Source organism: Halalkalicoccus tibetensis (genome assembly GCF_037996645.1).
GTDB classification, from domain to species: Archaea; Halobacteriota; Halobacteria; order Halobacteriales; family Halalkalicoccaceae; genus Halalkalicoccus; species Halalkalicoccus tibetensis.
This window is the reverse complement of sequence record NZ_JBBMXV010000003.1, coordinates 38,622-61,571: the sequence shown is the minus strand read 5'-3', so window position 1 is coordinate 61,571 and position 22,950 is coordinate 38,622. Positions and strand designations below refer to the sequence as shown.

At 67.6% G+C, this 22,950-nt stretch carries 22 protein-coding genes; 11 read left to right on the top strand and 11 right to left on the bottom strand.

The features are described 5' to 3' along the window. Window positions 1–3 precede the first annotated feature (3 nt). A complete protein-coding gene (locus WOA58_RS08745) occupies window positions 4–774 on the bottom strand; it encodes an HVO_0234 family beta-propeller protein (RefSeq protein WP_340603807.1) in 771 nt (256 codons plus the stop codon). Between the two features lie 74 nt (window positions 775–848). On the opposite strand from WOA58_RS08745, the gene glmM reads away from it, so the two are divergent. After that, the gene (gene glmM / locus WOA58_RS08740) at window positions 849–2,216 is read left to right on the top strand and encodes a phosphoglucosamine mutase (protein ID WP_340603806.1); all 1,368 of its coding nucleotides are present in this window, start codon (window positions 849–851) and stop codon (window positions 2,214–2,216) included. A 9-nt stretch (window positions 2,217–2,225) separates the two neighbouring features. Here the strand turns inward: glmM and WOA58_RS08735 are convergent, their stop codons facing one another. Next, window positions 2,226–2,393 carry a hypothetical protein gene (locus tag WOA58_RS08735; protein WP_340603805.1) on the bottom strand — a complete coding sequence of 56 codons (168 nt, stop codon included), beginning with the start codon at window positions 2,391–2,393 and terminating at the stop codon, window positions 2,226–2,228. Between the two features lie 170 nt (window positions 2,394–2,563). Between WOA58_RS08735 and WOA58_RS08730 the strand changes: the two genes are divergently transcribed. Continuing rightward, on the top strand, window positions 2,564–2,926 hold the full coding sequence (locus WOA58_RS08730) for a group I truncated hemoglobin (RefSeq protein ID WP_340603804.1): 363 nt from the start codon (window positions 2,564–2,566) through the stop codon (window positions 2,924–2,926). Here WOA58_RS08730 and WOA58_RS08725 read toward each other — a convergent pair. The 5 genes from WOA58_RS08725 to fer all read right to left on the bottom strand — a co-directional run bounded on the left by WOA58_RS08725 (window position 2,899) and on the right by fer (window position 6,880). Next, on the bottom strand, window positions 2,899–4,029 hold the full coding sequence (locus tag WOA58_RS08725; RefSeq protein ID WP_340603803.1) for a DUF7118 family protein: 1,131 nt from the start codon (window positions 4,027–4,029) through the stop codon (window positions 2,899–2,901). The genes WOA58_RS08730 and WOA58_RS08725 overlap by 28 nt on opposite strands. Next, window positions 4,022–4,393, bottom strand: a complete 372-nt coding sequence (hisI, locus tag WOA58_RS08720; protein ID WP_340603802.1) for a phosphoribosyl-AMP cyclohydrolase — start codon at window positions 4,391–4,393, stop codon at window positions 4,022–4,024. The genes WOA58_RS08725 and hisI overlap by 8 nt, the downstream gene beginning before the upstream one ends. Before the next feature lie 247 nt (window positions 4,394–4,640). Next, window positions 4,641–5,429 (bottom strand): helix-turn-helix transcriptional regulator, encoded by a 789-nt coding sequence (locus WOA58_RS08715; RefSeq protein WP_340603801.1) that lies wholly within the window; start codon window positions 5,427–5,429, stop codon window positions 4,641–4,643. Between the two features lie 43 nt (window positions 5,430–5,472). Next, on the bottom strand, window positions 5,473–6,411 hold the full coding sequence (locus WOA58_RS08710) for an A24 family peptidase (RefSeq protein WP_340603800.1): 939 nt from the start codon (window positions 6,409–6,411) through the stop codon (window positions 5,473–5,475). A gap of 79 nt (window positions 6,412–6,490) precedes the next feature. Further along, window positions 6,491–6,880 carry a ferredoxin Fer gene (gene fer, locus WOA58_RS08705; RefSeq protein ID WP_340603799.1) on the bottom strand — a complete coding sequence of 130 codons (390 nt, stop codon included), beginning with the start codon at window positions 6,878–6,880 and terminating at the stop codon, window positions 6,491–6,493. Window positions 6,881–7,102: 222 nt separating this feature from the next. Here fer and hisA point away from each other — a divergent pair, with 222 nt between their 5' ends. After that, window positions 7,103–7,831: a 1-(5-phosphoribosyl)-5-[(5-phosphoribosylamino)methylideneamino]imidazole-4-carboxamide isomerase gene (hisA, locus tag WOA58_RS08700; RefSeq protein WP_340603798.1), complete on the top strand. Its 729-nt coding sequence runs from the start codon at window positions 7,103–7,105 to the stop codon at window positions 7,829–7,831. Between the two features lie 5 nt (window positions 7,832–7,836). Here hisA and WOA58_RS08695 read toward each other — a convergent pair whose 3' ends face one another. Further along, window positions 7,837–9,939, bottom strand: coding sequence for a minichromosome maintenance protein MCM (locus tag WOA58_RS08695; RefSeq protein WP_340603797.1), 2,103 nt, complete (start codon window positions 9,937–9,939; stop codon window positions 7,837–7,839). Between the two features lie 540 nt (window positions 9,940–10,479). On the opposite strand from WOA58_RS08695, the gene thsB reads away from it, so the two are divergent. The 3 genes from thsB to WOA58_RS08680 all read left to right on the top strand — a co-directional run bounded on the left by thsB (window position 10,480) and on the right by WOA58_RS08680 (window position 14,090). Next, a complete protein-coding gene (gene thsB / locus WOA58_RS08690; RefSeq protein WP_390220763.1) occupies window positions 10,480–12,153 on the top strand; it encodes a thermosome subunit beta in 1,674 nt (557 codons plus the stop codon). Window positions 12,154–12,352: 199 nt separating this feature from the next. Further along, window positions 12,353–13,057 (top strand): hypothetical protein, encoded by a 705-nt coding sequence (locus tag WOA58_RS08685; RefSeq protein ID WP_340603796.1) that lies wholly within the window; start codon window positions 12,353–12,355, stop codon window positions 13,055–13,057. A 46-nt stretch (window positions 13,058–13,103) separates the two neighbouring features. Beyond that, window positions 13,104–14,090: an ornithine cyclodeaminase family protein gene (locus tag WOA58_RS08680; protein WP_340603795.1), complete on the top strand. Its 987-nt coding sequence runs from the start codon at window positions 13,104–13,106 to the stop codon at window positions 14,088–14,090. Between the two features lie 6 nt (window positions 14,091–14,096). On the opposite strand, the gene WOA58_RS08675 is transcribed toward WOA58_RS08680, so the two are convergent. Further along, a complete protein-coding gene (locus tag WOA58_RS08675) occupies window positions 14,097–14,303 on the bottom strand; it encodes a DUF7535 family protein (RefSeq protein ID WP_340603794.1) in 207 nt (68 codons plus the stop codon). Window positions 14,304–14,367: 64 nt separating this feature from the next. Continuing rightward, complete coding sequence (gene leuS / locus WOA58_RS08670; RefSeq protein WP_340603793.1) at window positions 14,368–17,019, bottom strand: leucine--tRNA ligase; 2,652 nt, start codon at window positions 17,017–17,019, stop codon at window positions 14,368–14,370. A gap of 381 nt (window positions 17,020–17,400) precedes the next feature. Here leuS and WOA58_RS08665 point away from each other — a divergent pair, with 381 nt between their 5' ends. Genes WOA58_RS08665 through WOA58_RS08645 form a run of 5 tightly spaced genes read left to right on the top strand, consistent with a single transcriptional unit; the run spans window position 17,401 to window position 21,376 of the window. Further along, window positions 17,401–18,531, top strand: a complete 1,131-nt coding sequence (locus WOA58_RS08665) for an ABC transporter substrate-binding protein (RefSeq protein ID WP_340603792.1) — start codon at window positions 17,401–17,403, stop codon at window positions 18,529–18,531. Continuing rightward, window positions 18,528–19,355 carry an ABC transporter permease gene (locus WOA58_RS08660; RefSeq protein ID WP_340603791.1) on the top strand — a complete coding sequence of 276 codons (828 nt, stop codon included), beginning with the start codon at window positions 18,528–18,530 and terminating at the stop codon, window positions 19,353–19,355. The genes WOA58_RS08665 and WOA58_RS08660 overlap by 4 nt, the downstream gene beginning before the upstream one ends. Window positions 19,356–19,377: 22 nt before the next feature. Then, entirely contained in the window at window positions 19,378–20,220 is an 843-nt protein-coding gene (locus WOA58_RS08655) for an ABC transporter ATP-binding protein (protein ID WP_340603790.1), read from the top strand. Beyond that, entirely contained in the window at window positions 20,220–20,975 is a 756-nt protein-coding gene (locus tag WOA58_RS08650) for an ABC transporter permease (RefSeq protein ID WP_340603789.1), read from the top strand. The genes WOA58_RS08655 and WOA58_RS08650 overlap by 1 nt, the downstream gene beginning before the upstream one ends. Further along, window positions 20,972–21,376 (top strand): hypothetical protein, encoded by a 405-nt coding sequence (locus WOA58_RS08645; protein WP_340603788.1) that lies wholly within the window; start codon window positions 20,972–20,974, stop codon window positions 21,374–21,376. Before WOA58_RS08650 ends, WOA58_RS08645 begins: the two co-directional genes overlap by 4 nt. Here the strand turns inward: WOA58_RS08645 and treF are convergent. Beyond that, complete coding sequence (gene treF / locus WOA58_RS08640) at window positions 21,373–22,857, bottom strand: alpha,alpha-trehalase TreF (protein ID WP_340603787.1); 1,485 nt, start codon at window positions 22,855–22,857, stop codon at window positions 21,373–21,375. The two genes, WOA58_RS08645 and treF, sit on opposite strands and share 4 nt — an antisense overlap. Window positions 22,858–22,950 lie beyond the last annotated feature (93 nt).

Sequence of the window (22,950 nt, the reverse complement as noted above, 5' to 3'; positions counted from 1 at the left end):
GATCTAGCCGACCAGCATCGCCCCCACCCCGGGGACGCCGAGCGCCTGCGAGCGCCAGCCGTCGCCCGCGTCGACGTACAGCGTTCCGTCGGCGGTCGCGCCGTAGATCGCCTCGCCGATCGTCGCCGCCGCCAGGGGTTCGGGGACGTCGCGCTCGCGCCACTCGCCGTCGTAGACGTACAGCGCACCGCCGCCGAGCGCACACGCCCGCGCGAGCTCGCCCGGCGGGGAGTCCCGGTCGGCCGCGACCCGCTCGAACCCGCCCTCCGCCTCGCGCATCCAGCCGTTGCCCAGCCGATAGAGCCCGTCGGCGGTCGCCACCAGCGGAACCCCCGGAACCGAGACGTCGGCCGCGCCCTCGAGGCCGACGTGCGCGAGCCCGTCACCCGCGCGGTAGACCCCATCAGCGGCCGCCAGCAGGTCGCCGTCGGCCGCCCGAACGCCGTCAAGACGGCCCAGTTCCTCCCACTCCCCGCTCGCGTACCGAGCGACCCGTCCCTCGGGGCCGGCGGCGATCGGTACCTCGCTTCCGCCGACCGCGACTGCGGGGCCGAACCCCGTCGGCTCGCCGTCCAGCAGGACGTCCTCGTCGGTGGCGACCGCGAGTCCGCCACAATAGGAGAGGTCGCGGGCGGTACAGCGGTGTTCGATCCCGAACTCCCCGATCGAGTCGGCCGAGACCGAGACGCGGACGACGCCGACGTCGCTCGCGAGACGGAGGGTCGCCTCGCCGCTCTTCTCGGCGTAGACGCGCTTCTCCTCGATGCTGCTCATACCTCGGGTTCGCGCCCGGGCGCCAAATGGCTGTTCCGGAATTCATTTGCCCTCCCGTTCCCGACTGACACGCGATGGACGTGTTCGGATCGAGCGGGACGCGCGGGGTCGTGAACGAGGAGATCACCCCGGAGTTCGTCCTGCACGTCGTGGCCGCCGCGGGAATGGTCTGGGGAGCCGACCGGGTGGCCGTCGCCCGCGACACCCGCCACACCGGACGCATGCTCGAGAACGCCGCCGTCTCCGGCCTCCAGAGCGTCGGCTGTGACGTCGACCGGCTGGAGGCGCTGCCGACGCCGGGGGCACAGGCCTACGCCGCCCGCGAGGGCGTGCCGACGGTCATGATCACCGCCTCGCACAACCCGCCGGCCTACAACGGCGTGAAGCTGATCGGGGGCGACGGCACCGAGCTCTCGGTCGGCGAGCTCGAGGCCGTCGAGGAGGCCTTCCTCTCGGAGGTCGACGGCTCGCGCTCCTGGTCTGGGACCGGCCGGGAGCACGCCGTCGAGGACGCCGCCCGCGAGTACGTCGACGGGGTGCTGGCGGCGGTCGACCGGGAGCGGATCGCCGACGCCGACCTCACGGTCGCGATCGACCCCGGCCACGGGGCGGCCTCGGCGACCAGCCCCCGACTCTTCCGCGAGCTGGGCTGTCGGGTCCTCACCGTCAACGCCCAGCCCGACGGCCGGTTCCCCGGGCGGAACCCCGAGCCCGTCGAGGACAACCTCGCGGACCTCGCGACCCTCGTGCGGACGAGCGACGCCGACGTCGGGATCGCCCACGACGGCGACGGCGACCGGGCGATCTTCTTCGACGAATCCGGCGGGTATATCGAGGGCGACACGGCGCTCGCGGCGCTGGCCGACGCCGAGCTCGGCCCCGGCGATGCCACCGTCGCCGCGGTCAACGTCTCCCAACGGCTGGTCGACGTCTGCGATCGAACGGGCGCGGACCTCGAGCTCACCCCGATCGGCAGCACCTACATCACCAGCCGGATCCAGCAGCTTCAGGAGGAGGGCGTCCCCGTGCCGGTCGCGGGCGAGGGCAACGGCGGGATCTACTTCCCCGAGTACAGCCTCGCCCGGGACGGCGCCTACATCGGCGCGCGCTTCCTCGAGCTCATCGCGGGGACGCCGGCCAGCGAGGTGATCGAGCCCTTCGGCGGCTACCACAACGTCCGGCTGAAGCTCGAGTACGCGAGCGAATCCGAGCGCGAGGCGATGCTCTCGGCCGTCGAGCAGGTCGCAAGCGAGTCCGACGCGGCGGTGAACGCCACCGACGGCGTCCGGCTCGACTTCGGCGACGGCTGGGTGCTCGCCCGGCCCAGCGGCACCGAGCCCGTCATCCGGGTCTACGCCGAGGCCCGCGGGGAGGCCCGCGCCGAGGAGCTCGCCGCCCGGCTCTACGACGCCGCCGAGGCGGCGCGAAGCGACGCCGACTAGAATCGCTTCTCAGGCCCGGCCGTAGTTGAGATATACTTGCGGGAGAAGGATGCCGACGACGAACACGACGCCGGCAACGACTCCCGACGAGAGGTCCGTGTATGCCGACAGCCCGACCAACAGCACGAGCGCGGTCGTCGCCGTGACGGCGACCACTTTGTTCTCTTCAGATACCATCTGATACAAATCAATACCAAGGAATATATAACTGGTTGCTGCGAGATGTGTCGCTCCTCGCCACGTCCTGCAGCGACAATCCAGCACAATCGAGGTCCGGCCACTGATAGAGCCCGGCCGAACGCGTTCGGCCCAGGAGGTATGTATCGGGGGCGTGAACGCCGATCCGTATGTCAGAGGAAACGCTCTATCACCGACTCGGCGGCGAGGACTCGATCGAGGCCGTCGTCGAGGAGTTCTACGACCGCGTGCTCGCCGACGACCTAGTTAACGGCTATTTCGAGGACACCGACATGCAGAAGCAGATCGCCCACCAGGCCCAGTTCATCAGCTCCGTTACGGGAGGGCCGGTCGAGTACGCCGGCGAGGACATGCGGGCCGCCCACGAGGGGATGGGGATCACCGAAGAGGAGTTCGACGCGATCGCGACCCACCTGAACGACGCGCTCGTCGAGTTCGACGTCCCCGGCGAGGACCGCGAGGCGGTCCTTGAGGAGGTCGCGAGCTACGAGGACGCGATCGTCGGCGCGTAGCGTTCGAGGGCCTCGCGAAGCCGCCGTTTCTCCTCGATCGCCTCCTCCTTCTCGTCGGCGATCGCCCCGCTCGCGAGCCGCTTTCGTTCCTCCTCGCCCAGCAGCTCGCGGGCCTCGGCCGCCCGGCGCAGGCGTTCGTAGTCGGGGTCGTGCGTCAGCGTCCGGACCTCGCGGAGACGGGCGATCGTCTCCTCGGACGCGAACCGCGTGATCGCTCCCCGCAGTTCCCGCAGCCGGAAGCGCAGCTCGTCGGCGGGCCGGGGCGGCCACTCGATCTCGAAGGGCTCGGCGTCGATCCGCTCGATCGCCGTCCGCCGGGTCGCGACCGCCCGCTTCAGGGCGTCGGCGTCCTCGACGTAGTGCTCGAGCTTCGAACGGGAGTAGCCGGCGTACTCGAGCAGTTTCGGCAGCGGCTCGGTCCCTGCCTCGGCGCGCCCGATGTAGGCCCGCAGATCCGCCGGCACCTCCGGAGTCCCGACCAGCGGGAACCAGTCGATGCGATCGAGGGTGGCGAGGAGCTCGCGGGCGCTCACGCGCGAGCGGTACTCCTCGAACTCCCGCGTGACCGCGTCGTTGTACCCCTCGATCGGCACCCGGAGGTCCGCGACCGGCGCCTCGAGGTCGACCTCCGACAGCGAGAGCAGCCGATCGTACTCGGCGATCTTCCCGTCGAGCTCCTCGATGCGCCGCCGGGCTCCCAGGCGCGCCTCGCGCAGTTTCTCGCGGGCCTCCCGGCGTTCCTCGAGGAGCTCGACGTCGTCCTCGACGGGGTCGAGCAGCCCGCGGGCGCGCTCGAAATCCCCCTCGTTCAGCCGGCGCTTGTCGAAGACGTCCTCGACGTCCTCGAAGACCTCGCGATGGCGCAGTTCCTCCGGGAGTCCCGAGACGAGGTCGTCGAGCGTGCTCTGGAACTCGATGAACCCCTTGAAGTCGCCGGTGCCGGTCGCCCGGTCCTCGTAGCGCGCGAAGAGGTCGGCGAGGCGCTCGCGGGCCTCGGCGATCCGCCGGAGCTCGGCCTCGCCGACCGCCTCGACGGCCGCATCGGCGGCCTCGTAGCGGTCGTGGGCGTCGGCCAGCCGGCGTTCGGGGTCGGGTTCACTCATACACGTCATCGGGGTCGAAGACACGCTCGCCGACGTGCTCGCCCTCGACGGTCCGGTAGAAACAGGAGCGGTGGCCGGTGTGACAGGCCCCACCCGCCTGTTCGACGAGGTAGAGCAGGGTGTCGCCGTCGCAGTCGACGCGGATCTCCTCGATCTCCTGGACGTGGCCGCTGGTCGCGCCCTTCTCCCAGAGCGCCTCGCGGCTCCGCGAGTAGTAGTGTGCGCGGTCGGTCTCGCGGGTCCGCTCGACCGCCTCGCGGTTCGCGTACGCCAGCATCAGTACGTCGCCCGTCTCCGCGGACTGGGCGATCACGGGGAGCAACCCGCGGTCGTCGAACTCGAGGTCCGGGGCGTCGCTGCTCATGGTTCGAGTGAACCCCCGGCGTCGAATAGGTCTTCCGTGTCGGCCGATTGACGGTCGACGGTAGAAAGCAGGAGCGTGGATCGGTCGGTGCTGACCACGAGCGCAGGGTGGATCGAACATCGGGCCGGCCGGGTGCGTCTGTCAGGGGCACCACCGATCCGGCACGCCGGCGACCCGTACCCGATGCTACGACCGAGTGGATCCTATAGCTACCCACCGCCACATGTGTCACGCCGTCGGACACCCCCTACGAGGAGAGCACCGCGGTGTCGACCTCGCGGGCGGCCTCCCGATGGCTCTCGTAGGTCGAGAGCGCCGCCTCCCTGACCTCGGGGTCGACCCACTCGAAGCAGGCGACGAACTGGCCGCCCTCGTAGGCGCCGAGGAAGACCCGATCACCGATGATCGTGAGCCCGAAGGAGAACGAGTCGCCGTGGGCGTACAGCGAGAGCTCGTCGGTGGCGAGGGCGTCGTCGAACGCCGCGTCGTACTCCTCCTTCGAGGCCGCAAGCGCCGTCGAGTCGAGCACGATCTCGCCCTCGATACCCCGATCGAGCAGCGTCTTGTGGGCCTCGTTGAACAGCGGGCTGACCACCGGGACGATCCCCTGAAAGCGCGTCGAATCGGTCTCCAGCACGCGATCCGTGTAGTGGCGAAGCGGGGCGTGGGGATCGCTGTCGGTCGCCGTCACGACGGTCGCGCCCTCGAGGACGGCCGGCGACAGCTCCAAGCCGGCCTCGGCGAGCGCCTCGAGGTTCTCGCCGTACTCCTCGACGAGCCCGACCGTGTCGGTCAGCCCCTCGTACGCCCCGAGGACGAGCCGCCCGCCGACGGTGGAGACGTAGCCGCCGTCGTCCCGGCGCACCCAGCCCCGCTCGGTCAGCTCCCGGAGGTTGCGCTGGACCGCCGACCGCGACAGCGAGAGCCGATCGACGAGCTCGGCGGGCTGTCTGGGCCCCTCCTCGAGCTCGGCGAGCAGGGAGACGCGGTTCGGGGAGGTCGCGAGGAAACGAACGCGCTCGTCCGGGGATGGCATCGTCTCGACTGTCCGGACCGACCGTTATAGTGTTATCGTCACGCTATAGCACACCGGCAGTCAGGAGGGCGCCGATCAGGAGGTCGCCGTAGGTCAGGCCCACGAGCAGGCCCAGAAGGATCGGGACCAGGAACGGGATCCCCGGCGACACCCAGACCGTCTCACGGGTCGTGAGCACGTCGAGGCCCGCACGCAGCCCCGCCGGCGTGGTACCGTAGGCCGACCCGACGTCGGCGAGGAAGGCCTCGGCGCCCCACTCGTCCTCGACGACTCCCCCATCGGCCACTGCACCGTCGCCGGCCGGCGATGGCTCGGCGGGCAGCGATCCGGGGTCCCGGTACTGGGAGGGGTCCTCCCGGAGGTCCGAAAGCGTTGCCCCCCGCCACCGGAGGTACATCCGCAGGGCGTCGAGGTCGAGCCCCGACCGGGTGAACCCCTCGCCGTCCTCGAGCAGCCGGCCGTGGGTCCGCTCGACCTCCGACCAGCGGACCGGCCGTCCCACGAACATCGTCGGCGTGAACCGTCCGGCGAGCGCGTTGCCGGCCGCGAGCGCGAGCGGGTAACACGCGCCCACGAGGACGGTGTTCGCGAGGATCGTCAGCGCGAACGCGCCGGTCGGCGTCCAGACCAGCGGCAGCTGGACGGCACCGACCTCGTAGATCGGGTAGGTCGGGAACAGCAGCGCGAGGACGATCAGCGCCTTCGCGTCGGCGCCGCCGAACGCGCCGAAGCGCCAGAACCCGTAGGCGGCAGGGATCACGATCAGCAGGCTGATCCCCGCGCCGACGAGGAAGAAGAGCCACGGCTGTCCGCCGGCGGCGAACGCCGTTAGGCCGTCCCAGACGAAGAGGACGGCCCCGAGCGCGAACACCGGTTTCCAGGTGACGCTCGGAACCCGGCGGGTCTTCACGTCACGATAGGCCGCCCAGACGAGGACGGGAACGACTACGAGGCGCAGGAGATCGGGAACCGAAGCGGGCACGGTCCTATGGGAGGGGGCGCCCGATGAATGTTTTGTGGTTCTCTACGTGAAACGAACGCCGTCGGGACGACGGGCCCGATCAGATGACGCGGTTCTGGAGGTAGTCGAGGTGCTTGGCGTTGTAGACGATCCGGACCTCGTCGGCGTCGGGCGAGCCGATGCAGGTCAGGCGGACGTTCTTCTCCTCGACCTCCTCGTCCGAGAGGATCTGCTGCATGTCCATCTCGATCTCGCCCTCGTAGACGATCGCCGCGCAGTTCGCACACGCGCCGGCGCGGCACGAGAAGGGCCAGTCGTAGCCCTGGGCCTCGGCGGCCTCGAGGATGTACTCGCCCTCGTTGACCTCGAGCGTACCGTAGTCCTCCTCGTCGAGGCCCGCGTCGGCGGCCTCGTCGAAGAGGTCGTCGTCGTCCATCTCCCAGCCTTGGTCGTCCAGCACTTCGTAGTTGAGGTATTCTACTGTTGGCATCACTCGGTCATTCGTCGGCATGCCTGTTAGACCTTGCTGTTCATTTTTGAATCGTCGCACCTGTCGATTATGGTGGGCACAGGGACTCTGGCGGCTACATACGAACATAATTCGATCGTAAATTTGGCCGACCAAAACCCGCGTGACGGCCCATAGACGGGGGATCGCGTCGTGGCGATCGGGATCGGTGTGTTTAGGCGCGCCGGCCCCGTGGCCCGGAGCATGTACGAGGGCTTCGAGGTGATCCCCGCCGTGGACATGCAGGGCGGGGAGGTCGTCCAGCTGGTGCAGGGCGAGCGCGGCACGGAGAAACGCTACGGCGATCCCGCCGAGGCCGCCCGCCGGTGGGTCGAGGCCGGCGCACGGACGCTCCACCTCGTGGACCTCGACGGCGCGTTCGAGGGCGAGCGCCGGAACGCCCCTGCCGTCGAGGCCGTTCTCGACACCGTGAGTGACGAGGTGGCGATCCAGTTGGGCGGCGGGATCCGCACCGTCGAGGACGCGATCGCCCTGCTCGACCGGGGCGTCGACCGCGTGATCCTCGGGACGGCGGCGGTCGAGAACCCCGAGATCGTCGGGGGGATCAGCGACGAGTACCCGGGGAGCGTGACGGTCAGCCTCGACGCGAAGGACGGCGAGGTCGTCGTCTCCGGGTGGACCGAGGGCACCGGGCAGGACCCCGCCGAGGCCGCCGAACGCTACGAGGAGCTGGGCGCGAGCGCGATCCTCTTCACGAACGTCGACGTCGAGGGACAGCTGGAGGGCGTGAAGACGGGCCCTGTCGAGCGGGTCACGGAGGCGGTCTCGATCCCGGTCGTCGCCAGCGGCGGCGTCGCGAGCGTCGAGGACGTCCGCGCGCTGAAGGAAGCCGGCGCGGCCGCCGTGGTGGTGGGGACGGCGCTCTACGAGGGGCGGTTCTCGCTGGAGGAGGCGATCGAAGCGGTCGCCTGAGCCGCTCAGACCAGCCTGAGGTGGTCCTGGTCGGGCGAGTAGATCTCGCCCTTGTCGCGCAGCTTCTGGATCTCGTGTTCGGCCTTGCTGTCCTCGATGCCCGCCTCGGCCGCGCGTCCGATGACCTTCTCCTGGGGCGCGCCGGGCTCGCCGTCGTACTCCTCCTGGAGCTCGCGAATGATCTCCTTGATCCCCTTCACCCGATCGCGCTGGGTCTTCGAGCGGCCCGTCTCGATCACGTCGACGTCGTACTCGCCCGTCTCGGGGTCGACCCCGATGTCCTGCAGACAGGAGCGTACGATCTCGATGACGCGTTCGGCGTCCTCGCGGTCGACGGTGTCGGAGAGCCGGACGCGCGCGCTCGCCTCCCCCAGCCTGACGAGCGCCTCGAGCTTCCGGGCCGTGACGGGGACTGGGGCGTCCTCGTCGGCGCCCTTCGAGCGCAGATCGACGTAGAACTCCTGGATCGCCTCGCGGGCCTCGTCGGTCATGCGGGGGTAGCAGCTCTGCTGGGCGTAGGCGATGTACTTCCGCAGGAGGTCGGAGTCGATGTCCGGCGCGACCTCCTCGGTGACGGCGTCGACCTCCTCGCGGGTGACGTCCGGCGAGGGGAGGTTCGTCCGCTGGGTGTTGAGCTCGCCGGCGTAGTTCGTCTGGAGGATGTGCTGTGCGAGCTTGCGGTCCTCGTCGGCGTCGGGCTTGTCTGTGACGGTGAAGATCAGGTCGAACCGTGAGATCAACGCGGGTTCGAGGTCGATCTGCTCGCCGATGGGTTCGTACTGGTCGAACCGCCCGTATTTCGGGTTCGCGGCACCGAGCAGCGAACACCGGGATTTCAGGGTGGCGTTGATCCCGGCCTTCGAGATCGAGATCGACTGCTGTTCCAAGGCCTCGTGCATCGCCGAGCGGTCCTCGGGGCGCATCTTGTCGAGCTCGTCGACCGCGGCGATCCCCCGGTCGGCGAGTACCAGCGCGCCCGCCTCGAGGGTCCACTGCTGGCCCTCGCCGAAGTCGTCGCGCACGGCGGCGGCGGTCAGGCCGGCCGAACTGCTGCCCTTCCCGGAGGTGTAGACCGAGCGGGGCGCGATGTTGCGGATGTACTGCAACAGCGCGGACTTCCCGGTCCCGGGGTCCCCGATCAACAGCATGTGCATGTCCCCGCGGGTGCGCGAGCCGTCGGGGAGGTGTTTCGTGACCCCCGAGAAGAGCTGCAGCGTCATCGCGAGCTTCGCCTGGCGGTGGCCGTAGATCGACGGCGCGAGGCTGTCGACCATCCGCTCGTAGATGTTCGGATCGCCGGAGAGCTCGACGATGGCCTGTTTGTCGTCGGCGGTGATCTCCATGTCCTCGAACTGCTCCTCCTCGACCTCGACCGTGTGGCCGTCCATGTAGATGTCGAACATGGTCGACTGCTCCCCGTTCGAACCCTGCTGTTCGAGATGCAGCACGCCCGTCACCCGGACGTGGTCGCCCGCCGTGACCTCGCCGGTGACGTCGTCCTCGATGTGGATGTCGAGGTTCTGGGGGGTCTCGCCGCCGCGCAATCCCTCGGGGGACTCCTGGACGCGAAGCTTCTGGGCGTCGATGAACTCCGACTGGTCGAAGTTGATCTTGAACGGGCCCTGGCGTTCACAGCCCGAACACTGGTGGGGCTCCTGGAAGTCGCCGCCCGTCTGGGGGATCCTGGTGAGCGTGCCACAGCGCTGGCACTCGAAGGCCGCCTGCTGGATCTTCGGGCGGACGTCCGTGGCCTTGCGGACGATCCCGCGGACCTCGACCAGCGTGTTGACGTTCTTCGAGCGAATTTCTCGAATATCGGTCGGAGCCGGGAGGTTCCGCACCCGGACGTGGGCCTGGCCGAGGCTCACGTCGACCGGGAGGTCGTAGAGGCGAAGCGCCTCCTCGGCGTAGGGCTGCATCTGCTCGGGCTGGTTCCGGAAGTCGTCCGCGATGTCGGGATCGAAGCGGTTCAGGTCGGTCCAGTCGAGATAGAGAGAGCGCTGTTCGTTCGGGTAGTGCTGTGCCAGCGTGCCGATCTCGTCGTGGTAGTAGTTCCGGTAGAACTCCTCGAACCGGCCGACGAGCTCCTGGTTCTCCGCACTAGCCATACTGCTTTCTGTAGCCGCCGACCGTGTATGAACCTTCGGGACCCACCTATTGCTGTCGTCCGAAAGGCGAAGCCTTTCGGGATGACGAGACGGCTCCGCCGTCTCGAACCACACTCGCTTCGCTCGCTGGCAAAAGCTGGACCATCACCAGAACGCGGCGCGTTCTGGTTAGCAGCCGGAAAGCATCGCTTTCCGGCGGCAAAAACGCTCCTCGCTCCCGTTGGTCGCTCGGACCGATCGCTCGCTCACTCCGTTCACTCGCGATGAGTACACTGAGTAAACCTGCCCTCCCCCGCCCCGTTCGCGAGGCGGCCGGACGTGGCCGCCCCGCTCACGCCGGCCCTACTGTCGGCATTAGTATTTAAACGCCGTTCCGCCGCACCGTTCTCGATCCGAAGAACCTTGATATCACATGGCATGAATCGGGCCGATATGCCGGAGCGACGGCATTTCACCCGTTCTCTCCCGAACGGGCGATTCGGGCCGTTCCGCCATGATCGGCACTTTTATATAGAACCACAAACAACGATTCAGGTGACTATGAGCCAGCGAATGCAACAGGGTCAGCCCATGATCATCATGGGAGACGACGCACAGCGCGTACAGGACCAGAACGCGCAGGACTACAACATCTCTGCGGCGCGGGCGGTCGCCGAGGCGGTCCGTTCGACGCTGGGTCCCAAGGGGATGGACAAGATGCTCGTCGACTCGACGGGCGGCGTCACCATCACCAACGACGGCGTGACGATCCTCAAGGAGATGGACATCGACAACCCGACCGCGGAGATGATCATCGAGGTCGCCGAGACCCAGGAGGACGAGGCCGGCGACGGCACCACGACCGCCGTCGCGATCGCGGGCGAACTCCTCAAGAACGCCGAGGACCTCCTCGAGCAGGACATCCACCCGACGGCGATCATCAAGGGCTTCCACATGGCGAGCGAGCAGGCCCGCGAGGAAGTCGACAACGTCGCCGAGCAGGTCGATTCGAGCGACGAGGAGCTCCTGAAGAAGGTCGCCGAGACCTCCATGACCGGCAAGGGCGCCGAGCTCAACAAGGAGCACCTCGCCCAGCTGATCGTCGACGCGGTCAGCCAGGTCACCGTCGAGACCGACGAGGGCGACAACGTCGTCGACCTCGAGTTCCTCGAGATCGAGACCCAGACCGGCCGCTCGGCCAGCGAGAGCGAGCTCCTCGAGGGCGCCATCGTCGACAAGGACCCCGTCCACGACGACATGCCCCGCGAGGTCGAGGACGCACGGGTCCTCCTGCTCAACGAGGCCATCGAGGTCGAGGAGGCAAACGCCGACACCAACGTCAGCATCGACAGTCCCGACCAGCTCCAGCAGTTCCTCGACAAGGAGGAACAGCAGCTCAAACAGAAGGTCGAGCAGATCAAGGAGACCGGCGCGAACGTCGTCTTCTGCCAGAAGGGCATCGACGACATGGCCCAGCACTACCTCGCGAAGGAGGGCATCCTGGCCGTGCGCCGCGCGAAGAAGTCTGACCTCGAGTTCCTGAAGGAGGTACTCGACGCTGCGGTCGTTTCGGATCTCGACAGCGCGACCGAGGCCGAACTCGGCCAGGGCAGCGTCACCCGCGACGAGACCGACGACATGTTCTACGTCACGGGCGAGGACGCCCACGGCGTCACCCTCCTCCTTCGAGGCTCGACCGAGCACGTCGTCGACGAGCTCGAACGAGGAATTAGCGACGCGCTCGAGGTCGTCGCACAGACCGTCTCGGACGGCCGCGTGCTCGCGGGCGGCGGCGCCATCGAGGTCGAGGTCGCCTCCCGTCTGCGCGACTACGCCGACTCCGTCTCCGGTCGCGAGCAGCTGGCCGTCGAGGCCTTCGCCGACGCGCTCGAACTCGTTCCCCGCGTGCTCGCGGAGAACGCCGGCCTCGATTCGATCGACACGCTCGTCGACCTGCGCTCGGCCCACGAGTCGGGCGACGAGCACGCCGGCCTGAACGTGTTCTCGGGCGACGTCGAGGACACCTTCGAGGCGGGCGTCGTCGAGCCCGCCCACGCGAAGGAGCAGGCGCTGACCTCCGCGACGGAGGCCGCGAACCTCGTGCTCAAGATCGACGACATCATCTCCGCCGGCGACCTCTCGACCGACAAGGGCGACGACGAGGGCGGCGCGCCTGGCGGCATGGGCGGCATGGGCGGCATGGGCGGTATGGGCGGCATGGGCGGCGCGATGTAAACCCACCTTTTACGCTACACTCAGCCGCCTTCGGCGGCTTCGTTCGGTAAAAGCTGGACCAAAAGCGCACAAGGCTCCCGTTGGTCGCCTTGTGCTACCGCTCGGACCTACGGCCCTCGCGGACGGCAACTCGTCCGTTGAGACTACTTTCGTACCCGGGACTCTCATCACTGAGCCCGTTTTATTTTTGTCGAGGTTTATGAACGGTTCAATTGGCGATTTCGACCCGAAACACGGGTGGGCTCCCGATACGTCCAGCGACATTGAGCCCGAAAACCAAGCGAAATTGGTTCTATCCAGATGGTTCGGGAAGTATGACTCCCATATCTACTGGGAAAAAGAACCCAGTTACGGATATGACCGATTTGTATCGACAGATGCCGCCGATAAGCCCGACCTCTTGATAGAGTCCCCTGATTCAAAATGGCCAACAACGGCGCTAGAGGTAAAGATCGGGAACGATGGCTCTGCGATCTATGATGCTGCGGTTCAACTGCCTCGATACTGGAAACGCCATGAATTAGGTCAAGACGAGTACCGAATTGATGGCGAACTTATCGAGCCGGAGGTATTCGCTGTTGCTACGGGGAATGCGCCATTAGGGCGCCTTTACAACGACGCTACGACCAAAGACCGGCTGAAAACAGCGGCTGATTATAGTGAAGGCAAAAGACGAGCTGTTGGGCTGGGTGAGGTACCTGATAACGAAAACGCCTCTTCGGAGACGACAACGCGGATAATGTGGAGGATTGCGAGAGAAGCAGGTCTCGCCAATCCTTCTGCCGGTATCGGATCTCTGTACTCTTCCGCATTAGTAGATTATCAGTATGGCCCTGACGACGCAGATCCTGCTCTTTGCTATCGGACTGAATCTGGACCAAGATGGAGGATCCTCGGGGAGTAGCCTCCTATTCAGATGGAACTAAGTTCCCTCCGCAATATTCGCCGCCATGCAGACGTTACTTCTGAACAGCGACGACGTGGCCGAGAACGCGCGTCTCTCGGAGCTCATTCCCGCCATCGAGGACGCCTTCGCGGCCTACGAGCGCGGCGACGCCCAGATGCCGCCCAAGTCCTACATCGACCTGCCCCAGTACAACGGCGACTTCCGCTCGATGCCCGCCTACCTCGACGCGGGTGACTGGGACGCCGCCGGGATCAAGTGGGTGAACGTCCATCCCGACAACCCGAAGAAGGACCTTCCCACCGTGCTCGGCACGATGGTCTACTCGGACCCCGAGACCGCGGTGCCGCTCGCGATCATGGACGGCACCGAGCTCACGATGCAGCGCACCGGCGCGGCCGCCGCGGTCGCCACCGACCACCTCGCGGTCGAGGACGCGAGCTCGATGGGGATCGTCGGCGCGGGCGTGCAGGCCTACACCCAGCTCGAGGCGATCGCCGAGATCCGCCCGATCCGGGAGGTGGTCATCAGCGACCTCGACGACGAGCGCGTCGAGCGCTTCGTCTCCCAGTTCGAGGACCGCTTCGACGTCTCGGCCGGGTCGATCGAGGAGGCCGCTTCGTGTGACGTCCTTTCTACCGTTACGCCCGTCGAGGACCCGATCGTCTCCCGGGAGGCGGTCGGCGAGCACACTCACATCAACGCGATGGGTGCCGACGCCGAGGGCAAACACGAGATCGCCGACGAGGTCCTGCTCGATTCGAAGCTCGTCATCGACGACCACGCCCAGACGACCCACTCGGGCGAGATCAACGTCCCGTACAACGAGGGGACGCTGACCGACGACGACATCCACGCCGCGATCGGCGAGATCGTCGTCGGCGAGCGCGAGGGTCGCACTCCCGAGGACGGGCTCACCGTCTTCGATTCGACGGGCCTCGCGATCCAGGACGTGGCCGCGGCTCACGTCGTCTACGAGCACGCCGACGAGAACGACAACGGCTACCCGTTCGACCTGCTCGGGCTCAACTGACCCGGTTCACGCCGCCTTCTGCCGGACGGCTCCGAGGACCTTCGTCAGCACCCAGACGATGAGGAGGAAGGGAAGCAGGGGGACGAGGACGACCAGCAGCACGAGGAAGTACGCGAAACCGATCAGGTTCATCTCGCGGTCGGGTCGCCCCCGGTAGGGCGGCGTCACCGTTCGTAGCGCTTCCTTGACCGTGGAGTCGTCCGATTCGCTCATGGCTCGAGTAGGTCGCCCGACGGAATAACCTTTTTCGAGTCGCCCGGCGCGTCCCGGGTGGTGATCAGTCCTCGATCTCGATCGCCGGCCGACCGGGTTCGGCTTTCCCGACCACGTCGTCGTCGGCCCCGTCGGCCCGGACGACCGAGACCGGGGCCTCGAACTCGCGTTCGAGCAGCCACGCGGCGGCCTCCAGGGCCGCGTGTTCCTCCTCGGGGGGGAGCGTCATCGAGAGGGCCTCGCGTTCGGCCTGCAGGTCCTGGCCGTAGCTGGCCGCGGCGTCGCCCTGCTCGCGGATGTGGTCCTCCCCCATGAGCTCGCCGATCAGGTTGTCGGCGTCGCTCCCGATCGCGATCTCCAGGGCGTCGTACTTCCAGTCGGGCGCGACGACGACGTCGATCGCCTTCGGGTCCTCGATGCCGGCGACCTCGACGATGTCGCGGACGTCCTCGCGGGTGTTCTCGACCAGCCGACGGCGCTTCTCGACGAACGCGCGGTCGACCTCGGCGCCCGGCCAGTCGGCCTCGGCGACGAACCCCTCCTCGCCCAGCTCCTCCCACAGCTCCTCGGCGAGGTGGGGCGCGACCGGCGCGAGCAGCCGGACGGCCGCCGACAGCCCGCGCTCATAGGTCCCCCCGTGGGGTTCGGCGTACTCGGCGTACTGCCGGAGCGTCCGGACGAGCTCCTGGCTCTCGCGCAGCGCCTTGTTGAACGTCAGTTCGTCGTACTCGTCGGTGGCGATGGCGATCGCCGCGTCGATCTCGCTTCCGACGTAACTGGCGACGGCGTCGTCCGTCCCGTCCGGCTCGTTTTCGACGAACCCCTCGACCATCCCCTTCAGCCGATTCAGAAAGGCGTAGGTCGATTGCACCCCGTCCTCGCTCCAGTCGAATGCCTTGTCGGGCTGGGCGGCCTGCATCATGAACAGGCGGGCGGTGTCGGCGCCGTACTCCTCGACGATGCGCTGGGGCGAGACGACGTTGCCGACCGATTTCGACATCTTCTCGCCCTCCAGCTGGACCATCCCCTGGGCCAGCAGGTTCTCGAAGGGCTCGCGGTGCTCCAGACCCTCGTGGTCGGCGAGCACCTTCGTGAAGAACCGGGAGTACAGCAGGTGCATCACGGCGTGTTCGATGCCGCCGACGTACTGGTCGACGGGCATCCAGTCGTTGGCCCGCTCGCGGTCGAACGGGGCGTCCTCGAGGTCCGGCGAGACATACCTCAAGAAATACCACGAGGAGTCGACGAACGTGTCCATCGTGTCGGTCTCGCGGGTGGCGTCGGCACCGCAGTCGGGACAGGTCGTCTCCTTCCATTCCTCGGCGGCGTCCAGCGGATTGCCGGTGGTGTTGATGAACTCCGGTAGCTCGACGGGCAGCTCCTCCTCGGGCACCATGACGGGGCCACAGTCGTCGTGACAGTGGACGATCGGGATCGGCGTCCCCCAGTAGCGCTGGCGGGAGATCCCCCAGTCGCGCAGCTGGTACTGCGTCGACTCCTCGGCGCTCTCGATCCCCTCGGTGAGCCGTTCGCGAGCACTCGCGCTGTCGAGCCCCGAGTGCTCGCCGGAGTTCACGAGGACGCCGTCGTCGGTAAAGGCCTCCTCGCTCACGTCCGGCGCCTCGGGTTCACTGCCCTCCTCGGGTTCGGGCGCGATGACGGGGCGGATCTCCTCGTCCATCTTCGTCGCGAAGGCGTGGTCGCGCTCGTCGTGGCCCGGCACGGCCATCAGCGCGCCCGTTCCGACGTCCGAGAGCACGAAGTCGGCGACGTAGACCGGGATCTCCTCGTCCGTCGCGGGGTTCGTGGCGGTCAGTCCCGTCGGAACGCCGTTGGGCTCGTCGCCCTCGGGATCGGCCTCCTCCTCGACGAACTCGTGGACCTCCTCGTCCTTCTCGGCCAGCTCCTCGCTGATCGGGTGGTCCGGCGCGAGTGCGAAGAACGTCGCGCCGTGGATCGTGTCGACGCGGGTGGTGAAGGCGGTGACCGGACCGTGTCCTTCTATTTCGAACTCGAGCTCGGTCCCGTCCTGCCGGCCGATCCAGTTGCGCTGCATCTGGCGTACCGAGTTGGGCCACCCCTCCAGCTCGTCGATCGCCTCGAGCAGTTCGTCGGCGTACTCGGTGATCCGCAGGAACCACTGTTCGAGCTCGCGCTGCTCGACCGGCGTGTCACAGCGCCAGCAGAGCTCCTCGTCGCCCTCGACCTGCTCGTCCGCGAGCACCGTCTCGCAGTTGGGACACCAGTTGACCTCGGCGTCCCGGCGCTCGACCAGCCCCTCCTCGTGGAACCGGGCAAAGAGCCACTGGTTCCACTTGTAGTACTCGGGCGTGCAGGTGGCGATCTCCCGGTCCCAGTCGTAGCCGAAGCCCATCGACTTCATCTGGTCGCGCATCGTTTCGATGCAGTCGAACGTCCAGTCCCGGGGGTTGGTGTCGCGCTCCTTGGCCGCGTTCTCGGCGGGGAGGCCGAAGGCGTCCCACCCCATCGGGTGGAGCACCCTGTCGCCACGCATCCGACGGTAGCGCGCGTACGCGTCGGTGATCGTGTAGTTCCGAACGTGGCCCATGTGGAGCTTCCCCGACGGATAGGGGTACATCCCGAGGACGTACGTCGGGTCCTCGACCTCGTCCGGCGTGCGATACGCGTCCGCCCCGTCCCACGCCTCCTGCCACCGGCGCTCGATCGCCGTGTGGTCGTAATTCCGCTCGCTCATTTCTTATATACGGATGGTCGGGAGATCTCCCTATAGCTTTCCATCCACCAATCCCCTCGGTCCCCTCGGGAGTGGTGTTCGGCAACCAGGGACACGAGGTCGAATCGAACCGACGAACTGTGCGATCACGGACGACGGAATACGACTACGTCATCCCCGCCTGTAGCGTCCTCCATCCCTCTGTTAAAACTTCGGTCGACAGTCCCTGATTGCGTCGGTATAGCTACTTCAGCATTAACCTCCTTGCATCATCAGGCCTAACTGTTCTGAGAGCGAAGAGAAAATATCTGATGATAACGGACGACGAATTATTTATCCCATCGCCGTGGTGGGGGGCATCACCGCAGCGGGTTCGGACATCGATCATGGACCTTCACGACAATGGCTGACGACGAGCGGGCATCGACTCGAACGACCACTCGGCGAGGGGCACTGGCGACCGCCGGCGCGGCCGGCGCGGGGCTGCTCGCGGGCTGTACCGAAAGCGACGTGTTCGGCGGCGCCGTCGCGGGGTTCGACGACGAGTCGTTCATCGTGGGCTACCAGCCCTTCTACACGGAGTCGTGGTCGGCGCTGGTGATCCGCCACGCCGACCTCTGGGAGAAGTACCTCCCGGATCGCTACTCGGTGGCGAGCTGGGAGGTCGCCCTCCAGGGCGCGGTGATCGGCAACAAGATGATCTCCGAACAGAACGACATCGGCTACACCGGCGACATGCCGACGATCACCGCGATCGCCAACGAGGAGACCCCGATCGACCTGGTCGCGCTCGCGGGCTTCTCGGAGGGCCAGCAGTGTAACCTCTGTTTCGTCCCCGCCGACAGCGACTTCGAGGAGCCGGCCGACCTCGACGGCGGCGAGATCGGCGTCACCACCGGGACCTGCACCCACCGGTTCCTGCTCGAGGCCATCAAGGAGGAAGGCATCGACGTCGAGCTCTCGGACCAGGGCATGGAGACGGTCGTGACCAACATCCGGGAGGGCAACCTCGCGGCGGGCGCCGGCTGGGAGCCGGCTCCCTCGCGGTCGGTCTACCAGGAGGAGGCCGCCGAGTACCTCTTCACCGGCGTCGAGTACGACGCGAACGACGCCGCCGGCCTCCTCATGCTCGACTCGCTGGTCGAGGACCATCCCGAGGCCGCACGCGGCTGGCTCAAGGCCGAGCTCGAGGCCAAACACATCATGGCCACGGACCCCGAGCGGACGATCGACCTCATCCAGGAGGAGGGCCAGCTGCGCGACTACGAGCGCGAGACGCTCTACGGCACCCTCTACGAGAACATCGACGTCAACCCCGACGTCGAGCGGATGCTGTTCTACACCGACTACGAGGCCGTCGAGCCGGCCGAGCGCCTGATGCGCGAGGAGGCCCCCGAGTTCCTCCACGAGAACCAGGAGGTCATCTCGCAGGTCCCGCCCGACGAGCGCTACCGGACCGAGCCGCTCGCCGCGGCGGTTGAGGAGCTCGAGGAGGAGGCCGACTGGGACCCCCTCCGGGAGGCCGAACGATGAGCACGAGCACCATCGACCGGCTCCAGCGCCAGTTCGACGGGAGCGTTCCGACGCCGCCACGGCGCGTCCTGCAGCTCCTCTCGATCGTCCTCTTCTTCCTCGTCTGGTCGGCGGTCGTCCGGATCGGCGTCCTCGGGTTCGACAACTTCGTCGGCCCCGAGGTGACGCTCGCGGCGCTGGCGGAGGCGCTCGCCGGCGCGCCCATGACCGAGGGCGGCGAGACGATCTACGAACACGCCGCCTACTCGGCGTTCCGCGTCGTCGTCGCGGTCCTGCTCGCGATGGCGATCGCCATCCCGCTCGGACTGATCATCGGGACGAGCCGGCGCTGGGAGGACGCGCTGTTCCCGGCCCTGGAGGTCTTCCGGCCGGTGCCGCCCGTCGCCTGGGTGCCCATCGCGCTGTTGCTGATGCCCACCTTCAGGAGCGGCGTGATCTTCGTCGTCTTCGTCGGGGCCTTCTTCCCGATCCTCGTCAACACCATCGAGGGCGTCGAGACCGTCGAACAGGAGTACGTTCAGGCCGCTTCGAGCCTGGGTGCGGGCTCGCGACAGATCTTCCGACACGTCATCATCCCGGCGACGACGCCCTCGATAATCACGGGCGTCTCGCTGGGCGTCGGGCTGGCCTGGATCACCGTCGTCGCCGCCGAGATGATCGCCGGCGGCGTCGGCATCGGCTACATCATCTTCCAGGCCTACCGGCTGCTCGACACCCCGACCGTCGCGGTCGGCATGATCGCGATCGGGTTCCTCGGCTACGTCTCGGCCGCCGCGGTCCACCGCACCGGCCACCGACTCACCCGCTGGCAGGAGATCGACTGACACCACTCACCACTACACTACCATGAGCAACCAGACACGGACCACGCACGACTCGACGGCCGACGCGGAACCGACCACGGAGGCGACCGGCGCCATCGACATCGACCACCTGACGAAGGTCTACGACCCCGAGGGCGAGGACGTCCTCGCCGTCGACGACATGGACCTCCACATCGAGGCCGAGGAGTTCGTCGCGCTGCTCGGCCCGTCCGGCTGCGGGAAGAGCACGGTCATGGACTGCATCGCCGGCTACCTCGACCCCACCGAGGGCGACGTCGTCGTCGACGGCGACCGCGTTTCCGGCCCCGACCCCAAGCGCGGCGTCGTCTTCCAGGAGAACCGCCTGTTCCCCTGGAAGACGGTCCAGGAGAACGTCGAGTTCGGCCCGCAGATGCGAAACGGCGTCGAGGAGGGCCGTGCCCGGAGCATCCTCGACGAGATGGGCCTCGACGGGTTCGAGGACGCCTATCCCTCGGGACTTTCGGGCGGGATGCAACAGCGCGCCGAGCTCGCCCGGCTGCTCGCGAACGACCCCGACATCATGCTGATGGACGAACCGTTCAGCGCGCTCGACGCGCTGACCAAGGAGATCATGCAGAAGAAGCTGATCGAGGTCTGGGAGCGCGACAACCGGACGGTGCTCTTCATCACCCACGACGTCGAGGAGGCGATCCTCCTGGCCGACCGCGTGGTCGTCATGACCGCCCGACCGGGGCAGGTCAAGGAGGTCATCGACGTCGATCTCGACCGGCCGCGTGATCCCGAGGTCGTCACCACCGAGCGCTTCACCGAGCTGCGCGAACGCGCGCTGTCGGTGATCCGCGAGGAGGCCCAACGCGCGCTCGAACAGGAGGAAAGCGCCTGATGGAGTCCCGACGAAGGCTCGTCCGACTGGCCTCGATCCTCGCGGTCCCGATCCTCTGGCTCGCCGCCAGTCGCCTCGGGCTCGTCTCGGGGCTGCCGACGCCGATGGAGGTGGCGACGGCCTTCTCCGCCGAGCTCTACCGCGAGGACTTCTGGATCTCGACGGTCCGGAGCACGGTTCGCGTACTCGCCTCGTTCGTCGTCGCGGCGGCGATCGCGATCCCGCTCGGGCTGCTGATCGGCCGATACACCGTCTTCGCCGACCTGACGTTTCCGGCCCTCGAGATGCTGCGCCCGATCCCGCCGATCGCGTGGATCCCCTTCACGATCCTCGTCCTGCCCGCGGCGGAGCTCTCGATCATGTTCATCACCTTTCTGGGGGCGTTCTTCCCGATCCTGTTGAACACGATCCAGGGCGCCCGCGGCGTCGAGGTCGAGTTCTCGCGGGCCGCACAGTCGCTGGGCGCGACCTCGTTTCAGACGTTCCGGCACGTCATCTATCCCAGCGCGCTGCCCGCGATCCACGCCGGCATGATCGTCGGCATGGGGCTGGCGTGGGTCAACCTCATCGCCGCCGAGATGGTCGCCGGCGGCACCGGACTGGGCTTTCTCACCTGGTCGGCCTACACCAGCGGCTCCTACCCGGCGATCATCGTCGGCATCATCACGATCGGCGTGCTCGGGGCGGTCTCCTCGGCGCTGGTGCGGCTGTTCGCGAACTGGCAGATCGGCTGGAAGGAGGTCGAGGCGGCGTGAGCCTCGCGCGTTCCCCCCCGCGACCCGCCGCACGGATCGCCGCGTCCCTCGTCACGGGCGTGGCGTTCCTGCTCGCGCTCGGGGCGCTCGTCCGGCGCACCTCGCTGGGCGGCCCGCTGTACGACTTCACGCTACTGCCGAGCCGGATCCCCCTCGAGACCGCCGGGGCCGATCCCCTCCTGATCGTCGCCTCGGTCGGGATCGGCCAGAGCTGGCTCTACCTCACGGGGCTGTCGGCGGCGCTGCTCTCGGTCGGGCTCCTTCTCGCGGTCGTCGGCTCCCGTTCCGGGGTGGCTCTGGGGGCCCTTCTCGCGAGCGGGGCGGCCGGCACGTTGGTCCGTGTCGAGGGATGTCACTGTGGAGCCGGTTCGACGACGTATCTCTGGGAGCTGTTGGTCTAGTAGAGCAGTTCGGGCAGCGCGAGCGCGACGCCGTTGGTCCAGCCGAAGCCGTACTGCAGCGGGTACTCCCCGCCCAGACCCTCGCCCGAGCCCCCTGTGACGTCGTATTTCTCGAGCATCTGCCCCGCTTCGTCGAAGACGCTTCTGTTGAGGTCGAGCCACCGGCCGGCGATCTGCGTCGCGAGCTTCTGGTGGCCGTAGCCCGCGAGCCCGACGACCGCCATCCACTGGAGGGGCGCCCATCCATTAGGAAAGTCCCACTGCTCGCCCGATTCGGTGAGCGTGGTCACGAGCCCGCCCGGATGAAGGAACCGCTCTTCTACGACCTCGGCGACCGCCGCCGCCTGCTCCTCGCTCGCCATCCCGGTGAACAGCGGGACTGTCCCTGCGAGGGTCCAGGCATCCGTCCGATCGTTCTCGGCCCAAGCGTGATCGAAGTAAAAGCCCTCCTCGGAGCTCCAACAGTGCTCGTCGACCAGCGCCCGACGTTCGTCCGCCCGCCGACGGTAGTCGGCGGCCCGCTCGTCGTCGCCGGCGCGTTCGTGCCAGCCCGCGAGCGACCGTTCCATCCCGTAGAGGAAGGCGTTGAGGTCGATCGGGACGAGGTCGGTGGTCCGGATCGTCTCGATCCCCTCGCCCGCGAACCAGCGACTGGAGAAGTCCCAGCCCGACTCGCAGGCCGCCCGGACGTCGCGATAGAGCCCCTTGGAATCGCGGTTCGTGCTCTCGGCGAGTTCGACGTCCTCGCGGTAGGACTCGACGCGCGGGCGGGCACGGTCGTCCCAGTAGCGGTTGAGGGTGCCGCCCTCGACGCCGACGGCCCGGCGGTGGGTCTCGCCCGGCTTCAGGCCCTCGGTGCCGTCCATCCAGAACTCGTACTCGCTCTCGAGCGCCGGGAGGAACTCGCGGACCGACTCGGGCCCGCGCTGGTGAGCGAGCAGGTCGAGCAGGCGGTGGTACAGCGGCGGGTTCGACCGGCTCGTGTAGTAGACCCGCCCGCCGTTGGGGACGAATCCGAAGCGCTCGATCAGCGACGCGAAGTTGGCCGCGATCTCCTCGATCAGGTCGAGCCGGCCGGTGACGGCCAACCCCTCGGCGGTGAAGTAGCTGTCCCAGTAGTATGTCTCGCGAAACCGTCCGCCGGGAATGACGCTGCGGTGGGGCAGCGGGATGATCGTCTCGCCCTCACGGGTCTCGACGGGGTCGCGGATCAGATGCTCCCAGAGGCTGTCGATGTACCACTCCATCGAGGCGGTCGCGGGATCCCCGCCCGTGATCGGGTCCTCCGGGAGGACGAAGTGCTCCGTGATGAACCGCTCGAGGTCGGCGTCCTCCTCGTCCTCGAAGCGGTGGTCGATCTCCTCGGGGTCCATGGCGGGCACGCAGTCCACGAGCGTCTTCGAGTCGGGGAAGACGCCGTTTCGCTGGGCCATCTCGAAGAGGGGTCCGTCGAGCTGAGGATAGGGGGCATGAGATGGCATGGTCGGGGTTAATACGTGGAGCCACTTTGTGTCTGTCGGCTCGTTCGTTCCCGGTCGATCATCCGGGTCGGTCCTCCCCCGACACGGGGTCGT